Source organism: Fructobacillus fructosus KCTC 3544 (genome assembly GCF_001438695.1).
GTDB lineage: Bacteria > Bacillota > Bacilli > Lactobacillales > Lactobacillaceae > Fructobacillus > Fructobacillus fructosus.
In genome coordinates this window covers 9401-35388 of sequence record NZ_JQBH01000009.1, presented here as the reverse complement: position 1 = coordinate 35388, position 25988 = coordinate 9401, and the positions used below count along the sequence as shown (strand labels likewise).

Below are 25988 nucleotides of genomic sequence, written 5' to 3'. Positions count from 1 at the left end.
GCACTGATTGCTTCCGTAACTCAGTTGGTTAGAGTAGGGGATTTTTAATCCCAAGGTCCTCGGTTCGAATCCGAGCGGAAGCACTGATATTCTTATCAGGAGACCTTGGGTGATTTCCAAAAAAGCGTTCGACAGAAATGTCGGACGCTTTTTGTTTTCAAAACAGCCATCTTCATTTATTTATCATTTATCGGTAAAAAAGTCTTGCATTTCATTTAACCTTCATTTATGATAGACACAACATTAAGAGGACGAGTAAGTTAGCTAAGACATTCAGCGACGTCATGTTTGGTGAGAATGACGGTCAGGCTAAGTGAAGACTACCTCTTATAAATGACATACGAGTAGCGCGTGAAAGTATGCCCGGTCTGACCAACCGTTACCTCGGTTAGATTAAGGTTACGTGTGTTAACGTAGCAAATTTGGGTGGTACCACGCGATAGCGTCCCTGGCTTTTTGGCTAGGGACGCCTTTTTTGTTAACACAAAATCAACAGGAGTGTCTTTTATGGCAGAAAATAATAAAGAATTGAATCGATCCCTTTCTTCTTTCCAAATGGAAATGATTGCACTGGGTGGCACCATCGGTGTCGGCCTTTTCATGGGGGCTTCATCGACCATTTCCTGGACTGGACCATCCGTTATTTTGGCCTACCTAATTTCAGGATTGGTCTTGTATATCGTTATGCGTGCTTTGGGTGAAATGCTCTACATTGATCCAGAAGTTGGTTCCTTTGCCAATTACGCCAAGCATTACATTCATCCGGCCGCTGGCTATCTAACGGTTTGGGCGAACGTGATTCAATGGTTGATGGTTGGAATCTCTGAAACCATCGCCGTTGGTGTTTATCTCGAATATTGGTGGCCAGGCATTCCTTCCTGGGTAACCGGCGTGATTGTCCTTGCCACATTAACTGCCGCTAACCTGGTGACGGTGAAGGCTTATGGTTCCATGGAGTCATGGTTCTCCTTGATTAAAGTCTTAACGATTATCTTCATGATTATCCTGGGCTTCTTGGTCATCTTGTTCGGAGTTGGGAACCACGGGCATCCCCTTGGCTTTTCAAATCTTTGGTCACACGGTTCTTTCTTTGCTGGTGGCATTAAGGGCTTCATGTTTGCTTTGTCCATTGTCATGACTTCTTACCAAGCCATTGAATTGATTGGAATCACGGCTGGTGAAGCTAAGGACCCACAGGTTGCCATTGTGAAATCAATCAAGTCGATTGTTGCCCGTATCCTGATTTTCTACGTTGGGTCAATCTTTGTGATTATCACGATTTATCCATGGAACCAGTTGGACCAAGTGGGATCACCATTCGTTGAAACCTTTGCTCGTGTTGGAATTACAGCTGCGGCTGGAATCATTAACTTCGTCATGATGACGGCGGCCATTTCGGCCTTAAACTCCGGTCTTTTCTCTTCATCCCGGATGCTTTACACGCTGGCCATGAACAAGGAAATTTCGCCCAAGTTTTTGAAGCTGTCAAAGCGTCGTGTCCCTGAAGTAGCGGTTTTGGCCATGTCGGCCGGAATTCTGCTCGGCATTGTCTTAAACGCCATACTGCCATTGATCTGGCATGATTCATCAAAGATTTTTGTGATGGTCTACTCGGCCTCGACTTTGCCAGGAATGGTGCCATGGTTCGTTATCCTCTGGTCACAGATTAAGTTCCGGAAGGAACACCCTGAGTACCTGAAGGGACACCCCTTCAAGTTGGCCTTGTCGCCAATTTCAAACTACTTTGCCATGTTCATGCTGATCATCACCCTGGTCTTCATGACCATCAACCCAGATACGCAGATTCCACTCTTGATTGGTTTCTCATTGCTGGCCTTGGTCTTGGTGGTTTACTTCATCAAGCACCGCAAAGATTAATAAGAATTTGTAAAGAGCGTCCAATGGGCGTTTTTTTATTTGGCAAAGTCTTGTTCGACATGTTACATTGGAACATGTTGATGAAAATTTCGGAGGGAAAGATGACAAAAAAAGAAGTACGCCGTCAAATTAAGGCGCAAGCCAAGGAAAGAATGGCAGGCAATTGGATTTATTTGATTTTGATTACGTTGCCCGCCGTTATTTTTAGTTGGATTGGCAATCAAAGTTATTCAGTTACCAATGTAGCCACGAGCTATGCTACTAATTGGAGTGATGGCCATGCAAGTGGTACCCTTGTCGTGCCATCACTCATGAATGTAAGCAATGGAACCATTATGAGCCTTTTGGCCTTTATTGCTGGAACCGCTGCCATGTATTCATTGTTGGACTTTTATCGTTCTGGTGAAAAGCAGGCACACCCATTCTTGCAATCAATCAATGCCTACAAGCAAAAGGGACTGTTCTGGGGAACGATTGGGGTTGCCATTCTTCAGTTTATTTGGACTTTCCTTTGGACCTTGCTCCTCTTTATTCCCGGAATTATTAAGGGATTGGCATATTCACAAGCCTTCTTTGTTTTCAAGGATGCCAAGGCTGCTGGTGAAGATATTCGCTTCCGTGATGCCATCACGCGTTCTCGTCAATTGATGGATGGACACAAATGGGAATACTTTGTTCTGATTTTGTCCTTCATTGGTTGGGGGATTTTGGCTGAGTTGGTATTTGGATTAGGAATGGTGATTTTGCTTCCTTACATGTACCTGACATACGCCGGCTTTTATGACTATTTGAAAAAGGACTTGGCCGAAAAGAACGGCGAAGTGGCATAAGACAGCAATCAAAGAAACCTTTCAGAGTTTGACTAAACTTTGAAAGGTTTTTATTTTGTTGCTTGTGTTCTTGGCGGGCAAATGATAAGCTATAAAAAATCGAATCACACCTTTAATGTTGATCAGAGAATCACCAAGGTATGCGATTGCGGTTGTCCACGCCCGAAATGGGTGGCGTCCATCAAGATGATGGGCAAAGACTAGCCTTTTTAGCGAATAAAAAGTAAAAGTAGCCGGATAACTCAATATGATATCTAATGACAAAGCTCTGATCAACGATCAGGGCTTTTTTTGTCGGATGAAACGGGGGCTATGTTAACTGAAATGGAAAACTTAGTGGATTTAGATACGCTATCGATACGGGAACTAAATGATTTACTTGATTTAGCTCTGATGTATCAGGAGGGAAAGAACGCTCCGACTTTAAAGCGGGATGTTCGCATCGCGAATCTTTTTTTTGAGAACTCGACCCGGACGGTTACTTCCTTTCAGATGGCTGAGCACCGGCTCGGTTTGAGTCGCTTCGATATCAGTGTCGCTGGATCCTCAGTACAGAAGGGGGAAAGCCTAGAAGACACCATCAAGACGATACAAGCCATCGGCATGGACATCGCAGTTGTTCGACACCCAGCAACTGGTTGGTATCGAGAATTGGTGGCGGATCGCAACCTCCATCTTTCGCTTGTGAACGCTGGTGACGGGGCTGGTGTTCATCCCTCCCAAACGTTGTTGGATCTAATGACGATTAAAAAAGAATTTGGGCACTTTGATGGGCTGAAAGTGGCCATTGTCGGTGATCTCAGCCATTCGCGGGTGGCTAATTCTGACGCCAAAATTTTTCGTAAGTTGGGGATGTCCATTCGCTTTGCGGGGCCAGAAGAATGGTGGTCGGAAGAGTTAGCACCATTCGGTTCCTTCGAAAAATTAGACGATTTACTAGCGGATGTGGATGTTTGCATGTGCCTACGGGTCCAATTGGAACGAATCGGGCAGGCTGGTCGTGCGACTTTCACAGCTAATGACTACCACCAACAGTATGGGTTAACCAAGGCCCGTGCTGAACGGTTGAAGAAAACGGCCATCATCATGCACCCGGCGCCGGTTAACCGCGGGATCGAATTGGATGATGAATTGGTTGAGAGTAAGCAATCTCGAATTTTTGATCAGATGGCCAACGGGGTTTATGCCCGCATGGCGATGCTAACCCGAATTTTGGAAGAACGCGATTTGTTGGAGAAAGAATAAATGGACAAAATTATCAAAAATGCCCGTATAAATGGCGAATTGTCAGCCATCGTTATCGAGAACGGTCGGATTACAGGAATTGGTTCAGCTGTCGCTGCTCGCCCAGGGGCCGAAATTATTGATGCTGAAGGGTTAACGGTCATCCCTGGTCTTGTCGATGTTCATGTTCACTTTCGTGAGCCGGGATTGACGGAGAAGGAGACGATTGCTACTGGGTCTTCGGCCGCGGCGGCCGGTGGTTTTACCACTGTTTTGGCCATGCCTAACGTTTTGCCAGTGGTGGATCAAGAAGAGCAGTTGAAGAAGCAGTTGGCTTTAAACAGTGAGAAGGGCCTTGTCAAAGTCGGACAAATCGCCGCCATTACTGAAGAATTAACTTCAAACCGCTTAACCAAAATGGCCGCCTTAAAGGCAATTGGTGCCGCCGCCTTTTCAAACGATGGGCATGGGATTCAGGAGGCCAAAACGATGCTTTCGGCCATGGAGGATGTCCGCAAAGTCGGTGGGGTGTTAACTGTCCATTTGGAGGATAACGGATTAGCAAACGGTGGGGTTGTTGATCCGAAGGCTGGCAAACGGTTAAATCTACCGGGATTAACGGCGCTATCTGAAAGTACGCAGTTGGCTCGCGACATCGAACTGGTCCGAGCAACGGGTGCTCGTTACCACGTTGCTCATGTTTCAAGTAGGTACTCGGTTGAATTGATTCGACAGGCTAAATTGGCCGGCCTTCCGATTACAGCGGAAGTTTCGCCGCACCACCTTTTCTTGGATGAATCCATGATTAAGGGTGACGATAGCAACTTCAAGATGAACCCACCACTTCGGACAAAGGAAGACCGTTATGCATTGATCGCTGGCTTGCTGGACGGCACCATCGATATGATTGCTTCGGACCATGCGCCCCATACGAAAGAGGACAAGGCAGGGTCCATGGCAGATTGCGCCTTCGGGATTGTTGGGTTAGAAACGACTTTTGCGTTAGTATACGAACGCTTTGTGGCGAGTGGCTTGGTTGATTTGCAAACGGCGGTGTCTTGGTTGAATGAAAAGCCAATCGAAGCGTTTGGGCTAAGTAATGCTGGACGGTTGCAAGTGGGCGACCCAGCGGACTTGGTGATTTTTGATGAAAAAGAGGCTTTCCGAATTAACCCTGCGGACTTCCATTCGAAGGGGCGCAACACACCCTTTGCGGGTGAACGAGTCCACGGGCGAGTGAAGCGAACTTTTGTGAACGGGGAAGAAGTTTTTTCTGAGAAGTAAGGAGAATCGGATGGCACGCTATTTAGTTTTGGAAAATGGCTCAATCTACCAGGGCCAGGGGTTTGGTGCAAAAAAGGAACTGTTGACGGAAGTGGTTTTCTCAACGGGCATGACGGGTTATCAAGAAACCATGACGGATCCATCCTACTATGGCCAAAGCATGGTTTTTACCTACCCCTTAATCGGTAATTATGGCATCAATTTGGATGATAATGAAGCGGACGACCCGGCGGTTGATGCCATCATCGTTAAGGAACTGGCCCGCCGTCCGTCAAATTTCCGTTCGGTCATGTCACTGGCTGACTATGCTGAACAAAACGGGGTCGTTGGTATTCAGGGAGTTGATACTCGCAAGTTGGCCAAAGAAATCCGCGAACAGGGTTCGATGAAAGCGGTGTTGGTTGATGACTTGAACCAACAGCGCATCGATGAATTGTTTGCCCAAAATTACGAAGATATTCTCCGTACTCGTCGTGCGGAACAGCAACAGGCAGTGGCGCAACTTGATAAGAAAGACGCGCAGTTGCACGTTGCACTGATTGACTTTGGCATGAAGAATTCGATTTTGAAAGCCTTAGAAAGACGCGGGATTGCTGTGACCCTTTTTGACGCTGATACCGACTTTGAAACCGTTGCTGCTTCGAATCCGGACGGGGTGCTGCTCTCAAACGGTCCGGGCAACCCAACGGAATACGCCTTTGCCTACCCGTTAATTCGAAAACTACAAGACGCCTACCCGCTGCTTGGAATTTGTTTGGGACACCAGCTCTTTGCACTGGCAAACGGGGCGACCACTTATAAAATGAAATTCGGCTACCGCGGCTTCAACCATGCAGTTTGGGACATTGACCAACAGGCCAAGCACTTCACCTCCCAAAACCACGGCTATGCGGTTGCAGCCGACTCCTTAATCAACACTGATTTGGAGATTACCCATGAGGAAATTAATGCCCGTTCTGTTGAGGGGGTTCGTTTGAAAAACAAGCGGGCCTTTTCGGTGCAGTTCCACCCGGATGCTTGTCCTGGACCACACGATAGCGAGTATATTTTTGACAACTTTATTACCATGATGAAAGAGGGAGTGGGGCATGCCTAAGCGTAACGACTTGCATAAAATTCTAGTAATTGGGTCGGGGCCCATCGTAATTGGTCAGGCGGCGGAATTTGATTACTCCGGTTCCCAAGCCTGTCTCGCCCTAAAGGAAGAGGGATACGAAGTTGTTTTAGTTAATTCAAATCCGGCTACCATCATGACGGACGAAGAAGTGGCTGATCGGGTATACATGGAACCCCTGACAAAAGACTTTTTGAAGAAGATTATTCGAAAAGAAGAGCCTGATGCCATTCTGCCAACGCTAGGGGGGCAAACTGGTTTAAACCTTGCTAAGGAACTGGCTGATTCGAAGCTACTAGAAGAAATGCACATTGAGTTGCTGGGAACTAAGTTGAAGGCCATTGAACAGGCCGAAGATCGCCAACTGTTTAAGTACTTAATGGATGAATTAAAGGAACCTGTTCCGCAATCTGCCATTGCAGAAAACCTTGAGGAAGCCATGACGATTGGTCAAAGAATTGGTTTTCCGCTGGTTGTCCGCCCCGCTTACACGCTGGGAGGTTCTGGGGGTGGATTTGTTCACAACGAAACGGAACTGAAGGTCATTGCGACCCATGGTCTGGATCTGTCACCAGTTAATCAAGTGTTGATTGAGCAGTCCATTGCTGGCTTTAAGGAAATTGAATTTGAAGTCATGCGTGACCGATCGGACAACGCTTTGATTGTGGCTAGCATGGAAAACGTGGACCCAGTCGGTATCCATACCGGTGATTCAATTGTTGTATCGCCAACGCAAACCCTGGCAGATCGTGAGTACCAAATGATGCGGGACGCCGCCTTGAGGATTATTCGCGCCTTGAAAATCGAGGGGGGCGTGAACATTCAAATGGCGCTAGATCCAGAATCATTCCACTACTACATCATTGAAGTCAATCCCCGCGTTTCTCGTTCATCTGCCCTAGCTTCCAAGGCAACAGGCTATCCGATTGCCAAAATGGCCGCTAAGATTGCCACCGGGTTGACTTTGGATGAAATTAAAAATCCGATTACGAAGACCACTTGGGCCGTTTTCGAGCCGGCTTTGGATTACGTTGTCACGAAGATACCGCGCTTTCCGTTTGATAAGTTTCCAGCCGCTGACCGGACCCTGGGGACTCAGATGAAAGCCACCGGTGAAGTCATGGCGATTGGCCGGACTTTTGAAGAATCGTTGCAAAAGGCCGTTCGTTCTTTAGAAGTCGACCAGAAGGATTTGTTGGGGGAAGCCTACCAGAATCGTTCGACGGAGGAGCTGCTGGCAGTTTTGATGCCTGCTCAGGAAGACCGCCTCTTCGTTTTGACCGAATTGATTCGGCGGGGGCAGTCCCTTGAAAGCCTGCACGACATCACGAAGATTGACTTCTTTTACCTGGATAAGTTGGCACACATTGTTGAAGTTGAACGGGCTTTTCAACAACAGCCAGCAGACAATCGTTTGTTGGAAGAGGCGAAAGTCTATGGCTTTTCGGATGCGACTTTGGCAAAGCTCGCTAACACCAGTGAAACAGCCATACGTGAACGGCGTTTAGCGGCCGGGATTCGGCCAGTCTATAAGATGGTTGATACGGCGGCTGGTGAGTTTGAATCGAAAACCCCTTATTACTACGCCACCTATGAGAAGGAGAATGAATCAGTGAAAACTGATCGACCATCGGTGCTGGTACTTGGTTCTGGACCCATCCGAATTGGTCAAGGAGTGGAATTTGATTATGCCACCGTTCACGCCGTAAAGGCCCTGCAGGCAGCCGGCTTTGAAGCCATCATCCAAAACTCAAATCCTGAAACGGTTTCGACCGACTTTGCCATTTCCGATAAGCTCTACTTTGAACCATTGACGATTGAAGACGTGTTGAACGTTGTTGACCTTGAAAAGCCGCTCGGAGTACTGGTTCAGTTTGGTGGACAAACGGCCATTAACCTGGCTGAAGGGCTGGCCAAGGCTGGCGTGAAAATTTTAGGAACGGATCTTAGCATGATTGACCAGGCCGAGGACCGGGACTTATTTAATCAGGTAATGGACGAACTGGGCTTAATCCAGGCAGAAGGGGCGTCTGCTACAACGGTTGAAGAAGCGGAGCAGGCTGCCGAACAAATCGGCTACCCGTTGCTCATTCGTCCTTCTTACGTGATTGGTGGTCGGGGAATGGAAGTGCTTGAAAACGATGCTGAACTAAAACGCTACATGAAAGAAGCGGTAAAAGTCTCCCGCACGCATCCGGTCTTACTTGATTCCTATTTGACGGGTGAGGAGGCAGAGCTTGACTTGATTTCCGATGGGCAAGACGTGTTAATTCCGGGCATCATGGAACACATTGAACGAGCGGGGATCCATTCCGGTGATTCAATGGCTGTGTATCCACCCCAGCATCTATCCTCAGAGATTCAGGGAAAGATGATTCTAGCGGCAACTAAATTGGCCCGGCGCTTGAAGGTGGTTGGGTTGATGAACGTTCAGTTTGTGATTCACAACCAGGAACCTTACGTCATTGAAGTGAACCCCCGGGCATCAAGAACGGTTCCCTTCCTCTCCAAGGTCACGAAGGTGCCGATGGCACAGTTGGCTACCCTGGTTTCTCTTGGTCATTCGTTGAAGAGTTTAGGCTACACTTCCGGACTGGCTGAAGAATCCAAGTTAGTTCATGTCAAAGCACCTGTCTTTTCTTTCGAGAAGTTACCACAAATTAACCAAACGCTTGGCCCTGAAATGAAATCGACCGGGGAAGCCATTGGATCGGGGGACAGCTACTTAGAAGCCCTGAAAAAAGCCTTTCTCTCGGCAAAGTTACCGGACTTAACCTCAGGGGCACGTCTGTATCTGGACTTGTCCGAAAAAGAAAGGCGGGAGGCCTTACCCGCCTTACGGCAACTTGCTGAAAGGGGCAATCACTTTCAAGCGTCCGGCTCAATGGCTGACTTTTTAGCTAAAGAAAAGCTGCCGGTTGAACGCATTGCAGATGAACAAGCGTTGATTGACTGTTTTGCTTCTGGAAAAGTCGATTTGGTGGTTGATACGAACGAACTACTTGAACAAAAGAACGCAGCCAAAGCGCGGGTTCGGGAACTCGCCATGAACGACGGCCTTGCCATTCTGACCGCCCTCGACACCTTCATGGCCTACTGCCAGGCCATGACCATTTCAAGCGCTGACCTCGATAGCCAAGCATTAGGAGAATGAAACGATGACAAAGAAGAATTTGACGACGCAACTTGCCAACGTGACTTTTGACGGTCCTTTGTTGAATGCCTCGGGAATTCACTGCCAAACGAGTGCCGAATTGGCTGATTTGGCCAAAACTTCGAACCTTGCTGGCATTGTGACCAAATCCGCCACACTGTTTCCGCGAAAGGGTAATGAGAATCCACGTTACCATGACTTGCCATACGGATCTATCAATTCGATGGGCTTGCCGAACTTGGGCTATCCTTTCTACTTAGATTACGTGCAACAGGAAAAAGCAAAGCCAACCATTCTATCGGTCGCTGGTCTTTCGGCAGACGACGTGATTGAAGTGTTGAGTGATATTCAGGATTCAAAATACCAAGGAATCACGGAATTGAACCTTTCTTGTCCTAACGTACCAGGTAAGCCACAGACGGCTTATGATTTTGTCGCGACGAGAAAAGTCTTAGAACGGGTCTTTGAATTTTTCACGAAGCCCATTGGAGTGAAACTGCCGCCATACTTTGACCTTGTTCACTTTGACCAAATCGCGGCGGTCTTAAACGACTTTCCCATCACACACGTCAACACGGTGAATTCTGTTGGAAACGGCCTTGTTGTCGACGTGGCCAAGGAACAGGTCGTGACCAAGGCTAAGGGTGGCTTTGGTGGCCTTGGTGGAGCCATGATTTTACCAACTGCCCTCGCAAACGTTCGGGCGCTCCGCCAACGTTTGAACGATAACATTGCCATTATTGGAACTGGTGGGGTGACCACGGGGGCCGATGTCTTTGCTCACATTCTTTGCGGGGCCGACATGGTTTCCGTTGGAACACAGGTCATCAAAGAGGGACTCGGCGTCTACGATCGGTTGACTCAAGAATTGGAAGCATTGATGACCGAAAAGGGTTATGAGCGTCTCGCTGACTTTCGTGGTCAGTTGCGTGAACTGTGAGAGGAGAGAAGATGAATCAGTCGTTGATGGTTGCTTTTGATGTGTCCAACCGACGAGCGGCGTTGGATCTTGCGGACTCGCTAGCCCCGGGACGCGGTAAGGCGGCCAAAGTCGGAATGGAACTCTATTATAAAGAGGGAGCAGCAGTGTTACAGGACTTGCAAGAACGTGGCTTTGCCATTTTCTTGGACCTGAAACTCTTTGACATCCCCCATACGGTTGAACAGGCCATGTTGCAATTGGCTCGCTTAGGCGTTGACTACGTCACGGTTCATGCACTCGGAGGACGAGCCATGCTGGAAGCAGCCCGCCGTGGTTTGGAGCGGGGGGCAAACGAGAGTGGCTTGCCACTGCCAAAACTGTTGGCAGTGACGGAGTTAACGTCCATCTCCGAAGATGTCTTGGCCAATCAGCAAAACTGCCGTCTGCCATTAGAAGAACAGGTAGTTCGATTGGCACAGCTAGCAAAGTCTGCTGGTTGCGATGGCGTTGTTTGTTCGGCTTTGGAATTAAAGGCCCTTCACCAGCAGGTTGGGGATGATTTTTTCTACCTCGTGCCGGGCATCCGCATGGCTGACGCGCAAGTCGGGGACCAGGTTCGTGTGGCCACACCCGCTCAGGCAAAGGCGGATGGGGCCAGTGCGATTGTTGTTGGTCGGCCAATCAACCAAAGTGAAGAACCGCTAGCGGCCTACGAATGCTACTTGGCGGACTGGCAAAATAGCCATTCGGTTTAGTCGAAAAGGAGTGCAGGATGACTTTACAAGAAACGATTATTAATGATTTAATTGATGAAGATATCGTTAAGTTTAAGGAGGAGGGGCACTTCACCTTTGCCTCCGGGATTCATTCGCCAATCTACACGGATTTGCGTCAGACAATTTCTTTTCCAAAAACTCGGCGAGCGATTACACAGGCATTAGCTAAATTAGTGACCACGCACTATCCGAAAACAACGGTTATCGCTGGTGTTGCCACGGCGGGGATTCCCCAAGCGGCATTAGTTGCTGAAGAACTGGACCTCCCCATGGTCTACGTTCGTTCAAAGCCTAAGGATCACGGAACAAAGAGTCAAATTGAGGGCGTGATTCGAAAGGACGATCGGGTTCTCTTGATTGATGATTTGATTTCAACCGGTGGGTCCGTATTAAAGGCAGCAAAGGCCGTCTTGGCAGCGGACTACCAAGTGAGCGGTGTCTTGAGTATCTTTTCATACGGGTTCCCTGATGCCGAGCAAAACTTTGCGGAAGCCGGGCTGACTTTTGAATCGGTAATTACCTATTCCGCCCTTTTGTCTTCCTATCTGAAACGGACGGGTCTGTCGGCTGAAAAAGTCGCATCCTTCCAATCTTGGCATGAAAATCCCTGGAATTGGCAGGGCTAAAATTGGTCTAGAGGGTTTGCCAGACTTTGACCAAAATTTCTTGACAACCCCTTGGGCAATCAGTAATATATATTAGGGCTCACATTTAATGTGAATACGTTTATAGCTCCCAAGCCATTGCTTGGGAGTTTTTCTATTTTATATATAACGATTGACCGAAACCCATCGGGATGAGATCGTGTTGAAGGCAGCGCTACAGGAGGCATTATGGCTAAGAAACAAACCAAGTACATCTTCGTGACCGGTGGGGTCGTTTCCTCACTTGGTAAGGGAATTGTGGCAGCATCATTGGGACGCTTGTTGAAGAACCGCGGACTGAAGTTGGCCATCCAAAAGCTCGACCCATACATTAACGTCGATCCAGGAACCATGTCACCTTACCAGCACGGGGAAACATACGTGACGGGAGACGGTCTGGAAACCGACTTGGACATGGGACACTATGAGCGTTTCATGGACATCAACACGAACATGTATTCCAACGTCACGACTGGTCGTATTTATTCTGAAGTTCTGGCAAAGGAACGTCGTGGGGACTACAACGGCGCAACCGTTCAGGTCATCCCGCACATCACGAACGCCATTAAGGACAAGATTGTTAAAGCTGGTGAATCAACCGATGCCGACGTCGTCATCGTCGAAGTTGGTGGAACGGTTGGTGATATTGAATCATTGCCATTTATCGAAGCTTTGCGTCAGATGAAGTCTGACTTTGGTAACGAAAATGTCTTCTACATCCACACGTCATTGATTGTTTACCTCCGTGCCGCAGGGGAAGCAAAGACAAAGCCAACCCAGCACTCAGTAACGCAGCTGCGTGGCTTGGGCATTCAACCTGACATGTTGGTCTTGCGTACTGAAAAGCCTTTGACCGACGCGATGAAGGAAAAGTTGGCAACCTTCACGGATGTCAAGCCAAGCGCCGTGGTTGAATCACGTGACGTGGATACCTTGTACGAAATTCCTTTGAACTTGCAAGCACAGCACATGGACGACGTTGTCTTGGAAAAGTTGCAATTGAAGGCCCCTGAAGCCGACATGAAGGAATGGGCCGAAATGGTCGAACGCATCAAGCATCCTAAGAAGACGATTAAGGTTGCCGTTGTCGGAAAGTACACGGACCTGCCCGATGCCTACATTTCGGTTAACGAATCATTGAAGCATGGTGGTTACAGCGAAAACACGGATGTGCACATTGACCACATCAACTCTGAAACGGTGGACGCCGATAACGTTGAAAAGCTCTTGAAGGGCTACGACGGCATCATGGTTCCCGGTGGCTTTGGTGCTCGTGGAACCGAAGGAAAGATTCAGGCCATCAAGTACGCTCGTGAAAACAACATCCCATTCCTGGGAGTATGTTTGGGAATGCAGTTGGCCTCTGTTGAATTCGCCCGTGACGTTTTGGGTTACAAGGATGCTAACTCCATTGAGTTGAATCCAGAGACAACCCATCCTGTGATTTCCTTGATGAACGAACAAAACGAAGTGACGGACCTTGGTGGAACGCAACGTCTTGGTTTCTACCCAACTTGCCTGTTGGAAGGCTCAAAGACAGCAGCGGCTTACGGCAACAAGGAAGAAGTGGACGAACGTCACCGTCACCGTTACGAATTCAACACGGAATACCGGAAGCAGTTTGAGGATAACGGCATGCTCTTCTCAGCCACTTCACCCGATGATAAGTTGATGGAAGTCATCGAATATCCAAAGAACGACTTTTTCATCGCCGCTCAGTATCACCCAGAATTCATCTCACGTCCAAACCGTCCAGAAGGTTTGTACCACGCCTTTATCAAGGCAGCCATTGCACAAGACGAAAAGCAAAAGTAATGGACTAATTCAATTCAGTTGGACTGAATAAAAGACCGCTCTTGGGCGGTCTTTTTAGTCGGGAAAGGATATAATGGACCTATGTTAGCAAAAACTTCAAAACATATTGAGGATAAATTATCCCTTTTACCGGCGGAGCCAGGTTCTTATCAAATGAAGGACTATACCGGCAAAATTATTTATGTCGGTAAGGCCAAAAACTTGAAGAACCGCGTTCGGTCTTATTTTAAGCAGGATCATGAGGGAAAGACAGCCGAACTGGTCCAAAACATTGTTGATTTTGACTTTATCGTGACCAACTCGGATAAAGAAGCTTTTTTGCTCGAAAACGAGTTGATTAAAAAGTACAAACCATACTACAACATTCGGTTGAAGTACGGGACGGGTTACCCCTACATTAAGATTACACAGGAACGGAATCCGCGTCTGGCTTTGGTGTCGGAAGTGAAAAAGGATGGCGCCTTTTACTTTGGTCCCTATCCCAACGTCTATGCGGCCCAAGAAACCCTTCATTTCTTGGAGAAAAACTACCCATTGCGTCGGTGTAAGGGACGGCAAGGTCGCCCCTGTCTCTACTATTCAATGGGTCAGTGCTTGGGGGCTTGCTTTAAATCCGTACCGATGGCCGAATACGATGCCCAAGTTGATCGCATTAAGCGCTTTTTGTCCGGCGATACCAAAGTCGTCAAAAAGCGTCTAGAAAAGGAAATGGGTGAAGCCGCCGACAGCATGGAATTTGAACGAGCCGCCGATTTGCGCGATCAACTGAAGTATATCGATGAGACGGTGGAAAGTCAGCGGATGTTGTCCAAAGACTCAACGCCACGCGATCTCTTTAACTTTTACATGGATAAGGGCTGGATGACGGTTTCCGTCTTCTTTCTCCGGCAGGCCCGTTTGATTCGTCAATCAAAACAGACTTTTGCCGTCGTGTCGGATGGCATTGACGAGCTGACAACTTTTATTCAGCAGTTTTATTTGCAAAAAAACATTCAAAAGCCAAAAGAAGTCTTAGTGCCCAAGGTAGTGGACAAGGAACTCTTGAGTCAGGCGTTGGACTTGCCCGTTCGGACACCGGTTCGTGGGGAGAAGAAGGATTTGTTGGACTTGGCTGAAAAAAACGCCCGGATTGCCTTGGAAGAAAAGTTCCGTTTGATGGAATTAAACGAGCAAAAGACAACCCAGGCCATGAAAGAAGTGACCGATGCCCTTGGTATTTCCATGGGGCACCGGATTGAAGCCTTCGACCACTCCCATACACAGGGGGATGAAATTGTTTCAGCCATGGTTGTTTTCGAGGATGGCCGGCCAAACAAGGATCTATACCGTAAGTACAAGATTCGTTCCACGAACCATGCCGACGAGTGGTTGGAAACCCAAGAAGTCATTCGCCGGCGGTATTCCCGTCTGCTAAAGGAGCATGATGAGCTACCTGACCTAATCTTGATGGATGGGGGAATCGCTCAATTACACGCCGCCAAGGAAGTTTTGGAGGATGAATTAGGTTTGGACATCCCGATTGCTGGAATGGTTAAGAATGAAAAGCACAAAACAGCGGACCTAATCTCCGGTAAAACGGAGGAGGTGGTTCATTTAGACCACCATTCACAAGGTTTCTTCCTTGTACAGCGGATACAAGACGAAGTGCACCGTTTTGTCATTACCTTCCATCGGAAGTCCCGTTCGAAAAAGTCCTTGGCATCCCGTCTTGATGCCATTTCGGGCGTGGGACCAAAGACGCGACAGAAACTCTTGACGAACTTTGGTTCGCTGTCAAAAATTGAAGCGGCTGCGCCTGAAGAACTACAAGCGCTTGGTCTTTCTAAGAAGACCGCTCAATTGGTCCACTGGTCGTTGTCACAGTCGAAGGTGGAGAAATAAATCGAGATAACGAAAGTTGGTAAGTATGGCTTACCAACTTTTTTGATTCATCGAAGAATGACTTTTTCATTTTGGAAATTTAGCGTATAATTAATTTTATATTGCACTTTTAGCGCTAGGCAGACAGTTGGTTCCGTGATATACTTAAATGTCTGTAACACGAATGAATAAAAGGAGAGAGACCGGTTCATGGCATTTGTTGATCAAGCACAAGTAGAATTAAAAGCCGGTAAGGGTGGCGATGGAATCGTCTCCTTCCGACATGAAAAGTTTGTTGCCATGGGCGGTCCCTTCGGTGGTGATGGTGGCCATGGTGGCTCCATTTATTTGAAGGTTGATGAAGGCCTCCGCACGTTGATGGACTTTCGTTATAACCGCCACTTTAAGGCCCAGTCGGGTGGGAAAGGTGGTACAAAGGGGATGACCGGGGCTTCAGCAGAAGATAAGGTGATCTATGTTCCCCAAGGGACCATTGTCACCGATGCCGATACGGGTGAATTCCTAGGCGACATGGTTTATGAGGGGCAAACGTTGTTAGTTGCCCGTGGTGGCCGTGGTGGTCGTGGAAACATCCACTTTGCCACTCCTGCTAACCCAGCACCCGAATTGTCAGAAAACGGAGAACCGGGTCAGGTTCGTCACATTAAGTTGGAACTGCGTGTTTTGGCTGACGTCGGACTTGTTGGTTTTCCATCAGCTGGAAAGTCGACTTTGCTTTCCGTTGTGTCGAACGCCAAGCCAAAGATTGCTGCTTATCATTTCACGACGATTAACCCAAACATTGGAATGGTTCGTCTGCCGGATGACCGCGACTTTGTCATGGCTGATTTGCCAGGATTGATTGAAGGGGCTTCGGAAGGTGTGGGTCTTGGTTTCCAGTTCTTACGTCACGTCGAGCGGACTCGTGTTATCCTGCATCTCGTGGATATGTCTGGTATTGAGGGACAAGATCCCTACACGCAATACCGTAAGATTTTGACGGAATTGGCACAATACGATGAAACTATCTTAGAACGGCCACAAATTGTTGTGGCAACGAAGATGGATATGCCCGATTCTGAAGGTCTGTATGAGGATTTTGTTCGGCAGGTTAAGGCTGATTCTGGTTTGAAGACCGAACCTAAAATCATGGCAATCTCTGCCGTCACGCATCAAGGCGTTGATGAACTTCTTCGTGAAACCGCAGATATGCTGGATAAGGCTCCCGTTCCTGAATCTTACAAGTTGGAAGAAGAAACTGATTCGGACGACAAGTTGTATAAGTATGAGGAGAAGGAAGCCGACATTTCCGTTGATTGGAATGCTGAGCTGAAGTGCTGGTTGATTTCTGGACCTGAGGTCGAGAAGTTGGCAGCGATGACAAACCTACAGCGTGAAGCAACCGTTATGCGTTTTGCCCGCCAGTTACGCCACATGGGCGTTGACGACAAGCTCCGCGAAGCCGGTGCAAAGGATGGCGATGACGTCCGCATTAACAACACAAACTTTGTCTTTGAATATTCTGATTAAGAAAAAACCTGGGCGACCGGGTTTTTTTAGCAGAAAAAAGCCGATGAGGGAACCGTATTTTTGGAGAAACGCATGATTTTACCTGAACTTAAACAAGAATTTAACCAGCATTTTGAATCCAAGACGGCCATTCAAGAAGCGCTCTTTGGTCCGCTTTCTGAGGGGCAGTCGCTTTTTGGCTTGGCTCCGACTGGCTCTGGAAAGACCTTGGCCTTTGCTTTGCCCTTGTTATCTCGACTAGACTTGGCTAAAAAGGGGCACCAATTGCTCATTTTAGCGCCTTCCCAGGAATTGGGCGCCCAACTGGCACAGGTAATTCGGCCCTATGCGGCGCTAATCGGTGTCAAAGTCGCTGCGCTCATTGGTGGTGCCAATGGAAAACGTCAGGCGGATAAACTCAAGAAAGAAAAGCCCGCTGTCGTCGTGGGAACGCTTGGTCGTATCCAAACAATGATTGACGGCAAGGCCTTGAAAACCAAGGACTTTTCCATGCTCGTTGTGGACGAGGCGGACGCGACTTTGACGGAGGAGCACGAGGCGGAATTGGCAAAGTTGGCTGATTCGCTGCCAGATTTGCAGCAGGTCTGCCTCTTTTCGGCAACCTCTGGCGTGGATTTAGCTTGGGTTGAGCGACTCTTTGGTCATGCGGTGAAGCCAGTTTCTGTTGGCCAGCGATCACCCGAAACCATTGCCCATACCTATTTACATGTGGACGGGCGCGCCAACCATAAGGTGTTGATTGAATTAGCCCGACGGCACGTTCAGGCCCTGGTCTTTTTCAACTCCATCAATGCTTTGGTAGCCGCTCAGGCCGCTCTGCGTCACGAACACGCCTCCGTCATGTCGGTGGGAAACAACGAAAAATCACACTTGAAGCGCGCCGACGCCTTGAAGGCTTTCAAAAAAGGTGACCTTGACTTACTTTTGGCAACAGATGTTGCTGGTCGTGGTTTGGATATTACCGGGTTGCCCCTGGTGGTTAATGCCCAGGTACCGCGCAACTTGACCACTTATCTCCATCGCTCTGGCCGAACAGGACGTGCTGGTGAAAAGGGCCAGGTTTTGACCCTTGGAAACGACCACGATATTCGCTTGTTAAAGCAGTACTTGCCAGATGAATTGGAATTGACCAAGTTTTCTTGGGCTTCAGTAGCTGATAAAAAGAAAAAAGCAGCAACGGTTTCTGAAAATCGACCAGCGGATGAACCGGCCGCCGTTACAGTGGCCTTAACGAAAAAAGCGAAGCCGGCTTCTGTTAAAACACCGGGAAAGGGTTTTGCCGCTCGAAAAGCCGCAGCTAAGAAAGTAGACGATCCAAAAGCCATTAAAAAGACCAAGCAAAAACACCAGGCCCGTAAAAAGAAAAACAAGGGCAAGCCCAAGTGGGCACAGAAAAAAGATTAGTAGACGGTTCAATTGTTGATTCATTGAGCTGTTCTTAAGGTAAGACCTCTCGGATGGTAGGGGTCTTTTTTTATTCGTATCATTCATTGTGGGTAACTTTTAAAGAGATAAACTATGGATAAGAAGCGTAAGTCTTAGATACGAATTTTTTATGAGGATAAAACCATGACAGAGAAAATTAAATTTAATGCAACCTACCCGGTTATCATTCATGAGGAAGATGGGCAATACTGGGCCAACGTTCCTGACATTCCCAGCGTTTTCACAACCGGTGCTTCAGTCGAGGAAGTGTTGAAAAATCTTAAAGAGGCGATTGAATTGGCACTGTCGAGTACTTTAGATGTTCCTAGTCCGACGAAATTTGATGATTTTCATCCAGAGGAGGGTTTTGTTCAGATGGTGAACGTTTCTTTGTTGGATTATTTAAAAGCCGTTTCGAAGACAGTGAGAAAAAACGTGACTGTTCCAAGTTATTTAGGAATTCTTGCTAAGCAAAACGGTGATAATGTATCTGAAATCCTAACGCAGGCTTTGGAAAAACGATACGGTATTTTATAAATATGCTCTTTTGTCACACGCTCTTTATATGCGAGGCGAGCATGGAATGGAATAGACGAGCATCCATCATGCTGAACAGCTAGACGTTCTTAGCTGTTCTTTTTTTGTGGTAAAATTAGGTTTTAGGATAATTGTGTTTCGATATTGATAAGTTGGTTTTGTTCCTTTTTAGCATGGGAAAAAGATGGAGGAAGAGAGATGCCTGAACTGCCCGAAGTAGAAACGGTCCGTCGTGGACTGACGAATTTAGTGAAGGGTGCCATTGTTCGTCAAGTCGATGTACCCTATCCGAAGGTCGTCACATCCGATTTGACTGCTTTTAAACATGACTTGGTTGGCGCAACGATTGAACGTATCGATCGTCGTGGTAAATACCTCCTCTTCCGCTTTTCAACGAATGAAACCATGGTTTCACACCTCCGAATGGAAGGGCAGTATTCAGTGGAACCTGAGGGAGCCGCTCTTCACAAGCACACGGAGACGGTTTTTCATTTAGAAGATGACCGGCAGCTGTTTTATAATGACACTCGACGCTTTGGTCGGATGACTTTGGTCAAAACGGGGGATGAAATGGCGACGGTTTCTGGTTTGAAAGACCTGGGACCGGAGCCAACCGAAGAGGACTTAACGCTTGACTACATGAAGGAAATCTTCCACAAAAGTCATCGGGTCGTGAAGTCATTCTTGTTAGATCAGTCAAAGATTGCTGGTTTGGGAAACATCTACGCCGATGAAGTTCTCTGGATGACCAAGATACATCCGGAAACCACGACCGATAAGTTGAGTGATGAACAACTGGCCGAGCTACGCCAAAACATCATCAAAGAAATTAACCGAGCCACTGCCCATCACGGGACAACGGTTCACTCATTTTCAAATATTTTTGGTGAAACTGGCCATTTTCAAAATGAACTACAGGTATACGGTCGGGCAAAACTACCTTGTCTTCGCTGTGGAACGACTTTGCAAAAAATCAAAGTCGGGCAACGGGGCACTACGTTCTGTCCTCAGTGCCAAATTAAACTATAATCAAAGGAATTATGACAGAATTAGCAGCTATCTCTAGTCGCCGTGTCAAGCTGACGGCTAAAAAACAATTAAAAGAACATTTCAAAAACGAAATCAAGGCGACTTGGCCTGTTATTTTAATGCAAATGGTGCAGAATTTGCTACTTTTGTTGACGATTGGGCTGGCCGTTTTTGGCTACCGCTTGGCGGTCGATCAGTCAACCGGTGATTGGTACCTTCTACGCACCTTTTTCTCAGCCTTGGCGCTGTTGTTTACTTGGTCTGCCAAGTGGGCGATCATCGATACCTTTCAGAAACCTGATGTGACGATTGGTTGGTCGAAGGCCTTACAAGGGTTTCGTCCCCAACAGGTGTTGACTTCTTTTCTCTTGGCCTTTGTTCAAAAAATTTTACTGTTCTTTTGGTCCCTATTACTCTTTCCTGTTTTTATCAAAGTCTTTTCTTACTCACAGACCTACTATGCTTATAAAATGGACCTGCTTTTTAAGAAACAACAGCGGTCATTAACGGATTACATTACCATTTCCAAGCGGGTGATGAACGGTCGTAAGCGAGAGCTTTTCCTTTTGGAACTTTCCTTCGTTGGTTGGCACTGTTTGACCATCGTTACCGGGGGATTGGCCTGTTTTTGGGTAACACCGTATTTGAATGCTTGTCGCGTCGTTTATTCGACTCAAGTTTTTGCACATGCCATTGAGGAAACAAAGTAAATGTTAGTCATTGCCATTACAGGAGGCATTGCCTCTGGAAAAACAGAAGTCACTAAGACGATTCAACGAGCTGGCTATCCGGTTGTTGATGCGGATGTGTTGGCCCGCCAGGTGCTCGAACCTGGAACCCACACCTTGGAACAGGTCAAGGAGCGCTTTGGTCAAAGCATCATCAAAAACGGGGTTCTGGATCGCCATGCTTTAGGTGAACGCGTCTTTTCGAATCCCACTTTATTAAAGTCATTGACGGCACTCACCGCCCCAGAAATTCGTTCTCGAATTCAAGAACAACTTTCTTTTTTCAGAATGAAGGGGAAGACGGTTGTCTTTTGTGCGATTCCACTTTTTTTTGAACAGCACTATGAAGATACGGAGTGGTTCGACCAAGTCGTGGTGGTTGCCACTAGTGAACGACAACAGTTGGACCGTTTGATGGCCCGTGACCATTTGGATGAATGGGCGGCCCAGTCACGAATCAAGGCCCAGATGCCAGTGGCGAAAAAAGTAGCCAAGGCCGATGTTGTGATTGAAAACAACGGGAGTGCTGACGAACTGCAACAAAAGGTTGCTGATTATTTAAACAGGCTAAAGGAGGAGTAAATGGTCAAACAAGTGCTTACTGATTTTCAGGCGGCAACGCCCTTTTTGATTGAGCAAGCAAGCCAAATCAGTGACGATGATGTGACTTTGCTCTTTAATCTTTACCTCCCATTTTTGGGTCCTAAGGCGTACGCCCTTTACCAATTTTTGTACGAAGAACAGAAAGACCAGCGAGGGCAGACGGCGTTCAAAAATCACTATCTCTTGTTAGATTCGTTGGCCCTGTCTTCGCCAGAATTTATTCGAGCAAGGCAGGCTCTGGAAGCCTTATCGCTCTTGAAGACCTATGCTGGGGAACGAATGGGGCAGCCACAACTGTGCTATGTTTTGCAGCGACCAATGACGGCGGAAGCTTTCTTTAACGAAGATCTTTTGTCAGGATTGCTTTTCCATTATGTTGGCGAGGAACGTTTTTTGGTATTAGCCAAGCGCTATCAGGCAAAGCGCGGTGCACCATTGCAGCAGCAAAAAGAACTTTCGGCTTCGTTCCTATCAATTTTTGATTTGCCAGATACACAGCATAAGCCGAATGTGGCCATTGAGGATGCTAAGACTGTTGCACCAAAAGCTGACTTTGACCAGGTGTCCTTTGATTTTGAGGGGATGGCTGCTTTGGTGCACGGAACGACCGTGGAAAAAGTCAAAAAGGTGCGGGAATTGATTTTAACGCAGCAGGTGCTCTATGGCTTGAATGAGGCGGAAATGGCGACAGCGCTGACCCGTTCCATTAACTTGGATGACCACGAGGTCAATAAGCAAGCCTTCCTTGCCTACTTGGCTAGTACCTGGTCAAACCGGAAGCAGAAGCAGCAGTTGGCCGATCAGGGAGTTGATCGTTCGGTAACCACAAAAACTGTTTCCAGCGAGGAGCCAACAGCCAAGACGGGGAACCGGGCTTTAGATGCGCTTTACCAAGCGGCCAATAACCTGTCGCCGATTGACTTTATTAGTCAAATTAAGGAACAAAACGCCGGCTATGTTACTCAGAATGAACGGCGAATTTTAAACGACTTGTTGGAAAAGCGGATTTTACCGGTGCCAGCCATTAACCTGCTCACTTACCAGGTTTTGGTGAACATGGACCAGTCGGACTTGAAACGAAACTTAGTCGATGCCATTGCCAATTCCTGGGCGAAGGCCGGTGTGAGAACGGCTGAAGATGCCGTGGCAGCAATTAAGGCACACAAGGATAAGAGCCGACAGAAGGCAACGGGCAGGCCATCGACTTGGTCTCGTTCAACCAACAAGCAGGAACCGACTTTTACGTCAAACGAAGCTGCTAAGAAGCAGCAGGTGGATCAGGCTGCCGTTAAGCAGGCCCTAGATTTGATGAAAAACTATAAGACAAAGGATTAAGCCATGCGTGATTTAGCAAGCGTCTTGAAAGAGTTTCAAAAGAAATATCCCGCACCAGCAGTCGGTAAGGGGCTGAGTGTTGAAGAGGCCGTTTTGGGCGATGCGGATGTCCAGGCTTTTTGGCGGGAAAATCAGGATTATCTGAAAAAAGACGCACTCGAAATTTCCATGATGGATTTGTTTGAGTATGTTCGGGAAAAGAAACGGGGAGCGGAAGGTAAAGCGACACTCTATCCTGGTTACCGACCAACGCTCGTGTTGGAAAAGGGCTACCCGCACGTCGCCTATGAACCAACGGAAGCCACAAAAAAGCGGCTGCGACAGGCTGAATTACTGCGTGCCATTGCGGTGCCAAAGTCAGTCGCCAAAGCCGATTTGAACCAAATCGTTGAAGAGGTTGGTCAGGATGAAGGGCGTGCGCCTGCGGTGGCGGCCGTTGTGGCGACTTTTTCCGCTTTGGTTAATCAGCGCGATACAGATAGTCAGGATTTCGTTCCTGGTGTTTATTTGTCGGGTGATTTTGGGGTTGGAAAAACCTATTTGATGGGGGCCTTAGCCAATGCCCTAGCCTATAATGGGATTGGGGTAATGATGGTTCACTGGGCCTCGTTGATTGAACGTTTGAAGGAATCTTTCGGTCAAAATGGCGATCAGTCCGTTTTGTCCCTGATTGATGAAGCCAAGAAGGCGCCTGTTTTGATTCTGGATGACTTGGGTGCTGACACGCTTTCGGCTTGGTCGAGGGACTCGGTTCTGGGTGTGATTCTGGAATACCGGATGCAACATGAGTTAACGACCTGCTTTACTTCGAATTTTGATTTGGATTCGCTTGAAAAGTATCTGGCGCAAACACGTGAAGGGCAGGAGCCTGGGAAAGCCGCCCGCTTGATGCAACGGGTGTTGTATCTGTCAAGGCCAGTGGCCATGGCTGGCCGGAACCGTCGGTTAAATCAGTAAAAAGCCGTTTCGACTTTTTTGCTAGCAAAGAAGGTTTGTAATGAAACAAAATTGGCAAAAAATACTTTTCGTAATTGTCATCACGGCACTTGGTTATTTTTTGGGCCGTTTCGACAGCGTTTTATACCAACAGCCTGTTGGTCAGGTAACAGCGGTGAAGACACTTTCGTCGGAATCAACAACGGATGAGCACGGGAATCAAGACGAATCGGTTGATCAGCAGCTGCGGGTGAAGTTGTTGAACCGAAAAGACAAGGAAAAAGTCATCAAAAATTCCTACTTGTCCTCTCAGGCCGAAACGATTCGCTACCAAAAGGGTGACCAAATACTGTTAACCAAATCGGATGATGGTTATCAGATTGATATGGCAAAACGAGACAACGTTTTGTTTGCTCTGCTGGGCTTGCTATTTGCCGGCCTTTATTTAGCCATGAGTCGGCGGAAGTTTTCCTTCTTAGCGCTTTCAATCGTGGTCAACGCTGGTCTCTTTTTGGCCACCATTTTATGGGATGCCACGTCCCGTTCGTTGCCAGTTTTACCGGTCTTTGTCGTGTTGGCCCTCCTTCTTTCGGCCTTAGCGCTTTACTTTGTCTTGGGTTGGGGACTACAGGCGTGGATTACCTGGTTAGCAACCTGTCTGGCCACCCTTTTGGCTGTGCTTGCCATGGCCGCTGTGATTGCCGTGACGGGCGCCAAGGGGATTCACTTTGAAACCATGTCTTACGTTACTCAGATACCACAACCCGTCTTTTATGCGCAGGCACTGATTGGTGTGTTGGGGGCGGTCATGGATGAATCAGGGGATATTGTGGCTGGCCTCTTTGGGCTGAAACGAGAATCTTCTGAACGGACTTTTGCGGATTACTGGCAGGCTGGCCGTTCAATTGGTCGTGAAATTTTAGGAACTTTAACCAACGTTTTGTTCATGATTTTTATTGCCGAAACGGTGCCGATGGTTATTTTAATGCTACGAAATGGGAATAACTGGTCCTATATTTTGGATCAGACCATGAACCTTGGGATTCTGCAAACGGTTGTTTCCGCCTTGGGCATTGTCTGGGCGGTGCCGGTAACCGCGTTCATCACGGCCACTTTGTTGACAAAGAAGGGGGCCATCAACTCATGAATGCCATTCTCTTACTGATTATTTTGCTTCTGTTATCGCTCCTGTTTGTTGGTGGTAAGCAAGGACTGATGACTTTTTTTGGTCTTTTCTTAAACTGTATCCCGATTTTCATCCTCATTACCTTGGTTAACTGGGGATTTACGCCACTCGTTGTGCTTCCAATTATGGCCATTTTGATTCTATCCGTGGCCATATATCTGTCGGCTGGCCGACCACGTGTTTTGCAAATCACCTGGCAGAGTTCGGTGATCGTCCTCGTGCTTATCCTGATCTTAGCCTTTTTGGCGCAGCACTTTGGTCACTTGCAGGGGTATACGCTCGAAAACTCGGATGAGTTGGAGGGGCTGTCCTTGTCGGTCGGTATTGACTTTTCAAACCTAGCCATCATTGTCATGGTCATGTCAGCTTTGGGGGCCATTGCCGAGGCGGCCATGGCAGTTACCGCTGATTTGTTTGAAGTGGTGGAGCGAACGCCTAATATTTCAGCTGCTAACCTGCAGGCACAGGGAAAAGTCATTGGTGAGCAGATTTTGGGCACAGCGATTAACACGCTTTTCTTCGGAATGCTGGGTGCCAACATTCCACTGCTCGTTTGGTTTTTCCGACTACACTATTCGTTTTCGGAATTCATGAACGGCAAGTTATTGATTTTTGAAGTGGTAACCATGTTGCTTGGCATGATTGGAATTCTTTGTTCCATTACCATCGCCATATTCTTGGTGGAACACGCCTTTCACCGGGAAGGAAGGGGTATCTTAAATGAATCAGACCTTTAATTTAATTGAAGAAATTACCCGTAACGACGGGTCAATCTACTACGAACTCGGTAACGTAACCGAGAATTCGCGCGCCGAATACGCTGCTAACCACGGATTTATCAAGGAAGTGCGCATTTTAAAGATGAACGTTCCTCGTTCTTCTCACTTAATAAAAGTCGAAGACTACATCAATAAAACCTACGAGCAGTTGCCGATTGAAAGCGACCATTTTGATGAATGGGTCAAGCCTGAGGAAATCCAAAAGGAAATGCAACAGGTTTTGCTGGACAATAAGCTGGGCTAGTGTGCCTTTCTTGAATCAAATCGCTCATTCAGCGCTTTGTGCTTGAAAAAGTCTGGATTTTTCTTTATAATCATAAGCGTTGTTTAACGCTTCATGGTGGTATAGCCAAGCGGTAAGGCATGGGTCTGCAACACCCTGATCACCGGTTCGATTCC

At 47.6% G+C, this 25988-nt stretch carries 22 protein-coding genes and 1 tRNA gene; all 23 read left to right on the top strand.

What is annotated here, in order from left to right:
• Positions 1–9: 9 nt before the first annotated feature.
• Positions 10–83 (top strand) — tRNA-Lys (locus tag IV71_RS05125).
• 424 nt (positions 84–507) lie between these two features.
• Entirely contained in the window at positions 508–1878 is a 1371-nt protein-coding gene (locus IV71_RS05120; RefSeq protein ID WP_010690767.1) for an amino acid permease, read from the top strand.
• 101 nt (positions 1879–1979) lie between these two features.
• Positions 1980–2708, top strand: a complete 729-nt coding sequence (locus tag IV71_RS07950; RefSeq protein ID WP_234781178.1) for a DUF975 family protein — start codon at positions 1980–1982, stop codon at positions 2706–2708.
• A 324-nt stretch (positions 2709–3032) separates the two neighbouring features.
• On the top strand, positions 3033–3953 hold the full coding sequence (locus IV71_RS05110; protein WP_029489777.1) for an aspartate carbamoyltransferase catalytic subunit: 921 nt from the start codon (positions 3033–3035) through the stop codon (positions 3951–3953).
• On the top strand, positions 3954–5216 hold the full coding sequence (locus IV71_RS05105) for a dihydroorotase (protein ID WP_010690770.1): 1263 nt from the start codon (positions 3954–3956) through the stop codon (positions 5214–5216).
• Between the two features lie 10 nt (positions 5217–5226).
• Positions 5227–6312, top strand: coding sequence for a carbamoyl phosphate synthase small subunit (locus tag IV71_RS05100; protein ID WP_010690771.1), 1086 nt, complete (start codon positions 5227–5229; stop codon positions 6310–6312).
• Complete coding sequence (gene carB, locus IV71_RS05095) at positions 6305–9484, top strand: carbamoyl-phosphate synthase large subunit (RefSeq protein ID WP_010690772.1); 3180 nt, start codon at positions 6305–6307, stop codon at positions 9482–9484. The genes IV71_RS05100 and carB overlap by 8 nt, the downstream gene beginning before the upstream one ends.
• 4 nt (positions 9485–9488) lie before the next feature.
• Entirely contained in the window at positions 9489–10424 is a 936-nt protein-coding gene (locus tag IV71_RS05090; RefSeq protein WP_010690773.1) for a dihydroorotate oxidase, read from the top strand.
• Positions 10425–10435: 11 nt separating this feature from the next.
• On the top strand, positions 10436–11161 hold the full coding sequence (pyrF, locus tag IV71_RS05085; protein ID WP_010690774.1) for an orotidine-5'-phosphate decarboxylase: 726 nt from the start codon (positions 10436–10438) through the stop codon (positions 11159–11161).
• Positions 11162–11178: 17 nt separating this feature from the next.
• A complete protein-coding gene (gene pyrE / locus IV71_RS05080; RefSeq protein WP_010690775.1) occupies positions 11179–11808 on the top strand; it encodes an orotate phosphoribosyltransferase in 630 nt (209 codons plus the stop codon).
• A gap of 207 nt (positions 11809–12015) precedes the next feature.
• On the top strand, positions 12016–13641 hold the full coding sequence (locus tag IV71_RS05075; RefSeq protein ID WP_010690776.1) for a CTP synthase: 1626 nt from the start codon (positions 12016–12018) through the stop codon (positions 13639–13641).
• Between the two features lie 81 nt (positions 13642–13722).
• On the top strand, positions 13723–15522 hold the full coding sequence (gene uvrC, locus IV71_RS05070; RefSeq protein WP_010690777.1) for an excinuclease ABC subunit UvrC: 1800 nt from the start codon (positions 13723–13725) through the stop codon (positions 15520–15522).
• Positions 15523–15711: 189 nt separating this feature from the next.
• On the top strand, positions 15712–17031 hold the full coding sequence (gene obgE, locus IV71_RS05065; RefSeq protein ID WP_010690778.1) for a GTPase ObgE: 1320 nt from the start codon (positions 15712–15714) through the stop codon (positions 17029–17031).
• Between the two features lie 72 nt (positions 17032–17103).
• The gene (locus IV71_RS05060) at positions 17104–18435 is read left to right on the top strand and encodes a DEAD/DEAH box helicase (RefSeq protein WP_010690779.1); all 1332 of its coding nucleotides are present in this window, start codon (positions 17104–17106) and stop codon (positions 18433–18435) included.
• A 165-nt stretch (positions 18436–18600) separates the two neighbouring features.
• A complete protein-coding gene (locus tag IV71_RS05055; protein WP_010690780.1) occupies positions 18601–18993 on the top strand; it encodes a type II toxin-antitoxin system HicB family antitoxin in 393 nt (130 codons plus the stop codon).
• A gap of 198 nt (positions 18994–19191) precedes the next feature.
• Positions 19192–20022 (top strand): bifunctional DNA-formamidopyrimidine glycosylase/DNA-(apurinic or apyrimidinic site) lyase, encoded by an 831-nt coding sequence (mutM, locus tag IV71_RS05050; protein WP_010690781.1) that lies wholly within the window; start codon positions 19192–19194, stop codon positions 20020–20022.
• Positions 20023–20033: 11 nt separating this feature from the next.
• Positions 20034–20732, top strand: coding sequence for a DUF975 family protein (locus IV71_RS05045; protein WP_010690782.1), 699 nt, complete (start codon positions 20034–20036; stop codon positions 20730–20732).
• Positions 20733–21332 (top strand): dephospho-CoA kinase, encoded by a 600-nt coding sequence (gene coaE / locus IV71_RS05040; RefSeq protein ID WP_010690783.1) that lies wholly within the window; start codon positions 20733–20735, stop codon positions 21330–21332.
• Positions 21333–22688, top strand: a complete 1356-nt coding sequence (locus IV71_RS05035; RefSeq protein ID WP_010690784.1) for a DnaD domain protein — start codon at positions 21333–21335, stop codon at positions 22686–22688.
• 3 nt (positions 22689–22691) lie between these two features.
• Positions 22692–23645: a primosomal protein DnaI gene (gene dnaI, locus IV71_RS05030; protein ID WP_010690785.1), complete on the top strand. Its 954-nt coding sequence runs from the start codon at positions 22692–22694 to the stop codon at positions 23643–23645.
• Between the two features lie 40 nt (positions 23646–23685).
• Complete coding sequence (locus IV71_RS05025; protein WP_010690786.1) at positions 23686–24771, top strand: YibE/F family protein; 1086 nt, start codon at positions 23686–23688, stop codon at positions 24769–24771.
• Positions 24768–25547: a YibE/F family protein gene (locus IV71_RS05020; RefSeq protein ID WP_010690787.1), complete on the top strand. Its 780-nt coding sequence runs from the start codon at positions 24768–24770 to the stop codon at positions 25545–25547. Before IV71_RS05025 ends, IV71_RS05020 begins: the two co-directional genes overlap by 4 nt.
• Positions 25531–25833 carry a hypothetical protein gene (locus IV71_RS05015; protein ID WP_010690788.1) on the top strand — a complete coding sequence of 101 codons (303 nt, stop codon included), beginning with the start codon at positions 25531–25533 and terminating at the stop codon, positions 25831–25833. Before IV71_RS05020 ends, IV71_RS05015 begins: the two co-directional genes overlap by 17 nt.
• The last annotated feature ends 155 nt before the right edge of the window (positions 25834–25988 follow it).

Bases quoted from the DNA above. Each gene is read 5' to 3' on its own strand.
- IV71_RS05120 (WP_010690767.1), top strand. From the start codon at position 508: ATGGCAGAAAATAATAAAGAATTGAATCGATCCCTTTCTTCTTTCCAA.
- IV71_RS07950 (WP_234781178.1), top strand. From the start codon at position 1,980: ATGACAAAAAAAGAAGTACGCCGTCAAATTAAGGCGCAAGCCAAGGAA.
- IV71_RS05110 (WP_029489777.1), top strand. From the start codon at position 3,033: ATGGAAAACTTAGTGGATTTAGATACGCTATCGATACGGGAACTAAAT.
- IV71_RS05105 (WP_010690770.1), top strand. From the start codon at position 3,954: ATGGACAAAATTATCAAAAATGCCCGTATAAATGGCGAATTGTCAGCC.
- IV71_RS05100 (WP_010690771.1), top strand. From the start codon at position 5,227: ATGGCACGCTATTTAGTTTTGGAAAATGGCTCAATCTACCAGGGCCAG.
- carB (WP_010690772.1), top strand. From the start codon at position 6,305: ATGCCTAAGCGTAACGACTTGCATAAAATTCTAGTAATTGGGTCGGGG.
- IV71_RS05090 (WP_010690773.1), top strand. From the start codon at position 9,489: ATGACAAAGAAGAATTTGACGACGCAACTTGCCAACGTGACTTTTGAC.
- pyrF (WP_010690774.1), top strand. From the start codon at position 10,436: ATGAATCAGTCGTTGATGGTTGCTTTTGATGTGTCCAACCGACGAGCG.
- pyrE (WP_010690775.1), top strand. From the start codon at position 11,179: ATGACTTTACAAGAAACGATTATTAATGATTTAATTGATGAAGATATC.
- IV71_RS05075 (WP_010690776.1), top strand. From the start codon at position 12,016: ATGGCTAAGAAACAAACCAAGTACATCTTCGTGACCGGTGGGGTCGTT.
- uvrC (WP_010690777.1), top strand. From the start codon at position 13,723: ATGTTAGCAAAAACTTCAAAACATATTGAGGATAAATTATCCCTTTTA.
- obgE (WP_010690778.1), top strand. From the start codon at position 15,712: ATGGCATTTGTTGATCAAGCACAAGTAGAATTAAAAGCCGGTAAGGGT.
- IV71_RS05060 (WP_010690779.1), top strand. From the start codon at position 17,104: ATGATTTTACCTGAACTTAAACAAGAATTTAACCAGCATTTTGAATCC.
- IV71_RS05055 (WP_010690780.1), top strand. From the start codon at position 18,601: ATGACAGAGAAAATTAAATTTAATGCAACCTACCCGGTTATCATTCAT.
- mutM (WP_010690781.1), top strand. From the start codon at position 19,192: ATGCCTGAACTGCCCGAAGTAGAAACGGTCCGTCGTGGACTGACGAAT.
- IV71_RS05045 (WP_010690782.1), top strand. From the start codon at position 20,034: ATGACAGAATTAGCAGCTATCTCTAGTCGCCGTGTCAAGCTGACGGCT.
- coaE (WP_010690783.1), top strand. From the start codon at position 20,733: ATGTTAGTCATTGCCATTACAGGAGGCATTGCCTCTGGAAAAACAGAA.
- IV71_RS05035 (WP_010690784.1), top strand. From the start codon at position 21,333: ATGGTCAAACAAGTGCTTACTGATTTTCAGGCGGCAACGCCCTTTTTG.
- dnaI (WP_010690785.1), top strand. From the start codon at position 22,692: ATGCGTGATTTAGCAAGCGTCTTGAAAGAGTTTCAAAAGAAATATCCC.
- IV71_RS05025 (WP_010690786.1), top strand. From the start codon at position 23,686: ATGAAACAAAATTGGCAAAAAATACTTTTCGTAATTGTCATCACGGCA.
- IV71_RS05020 (WP_010690787.1), top strand. From the start codon at position 24,768: ATGAATGCCATTCTCTTACTGATTATTTTGCTTCTGTTATCGCTCCTG.
- IV71_RS05015 (WP_010690788.1), top strand. From the start codon at position 25,531: ATGAATCAGACCTTTAATTTAATTGAAGAAATTACCCGTAACGACGGG.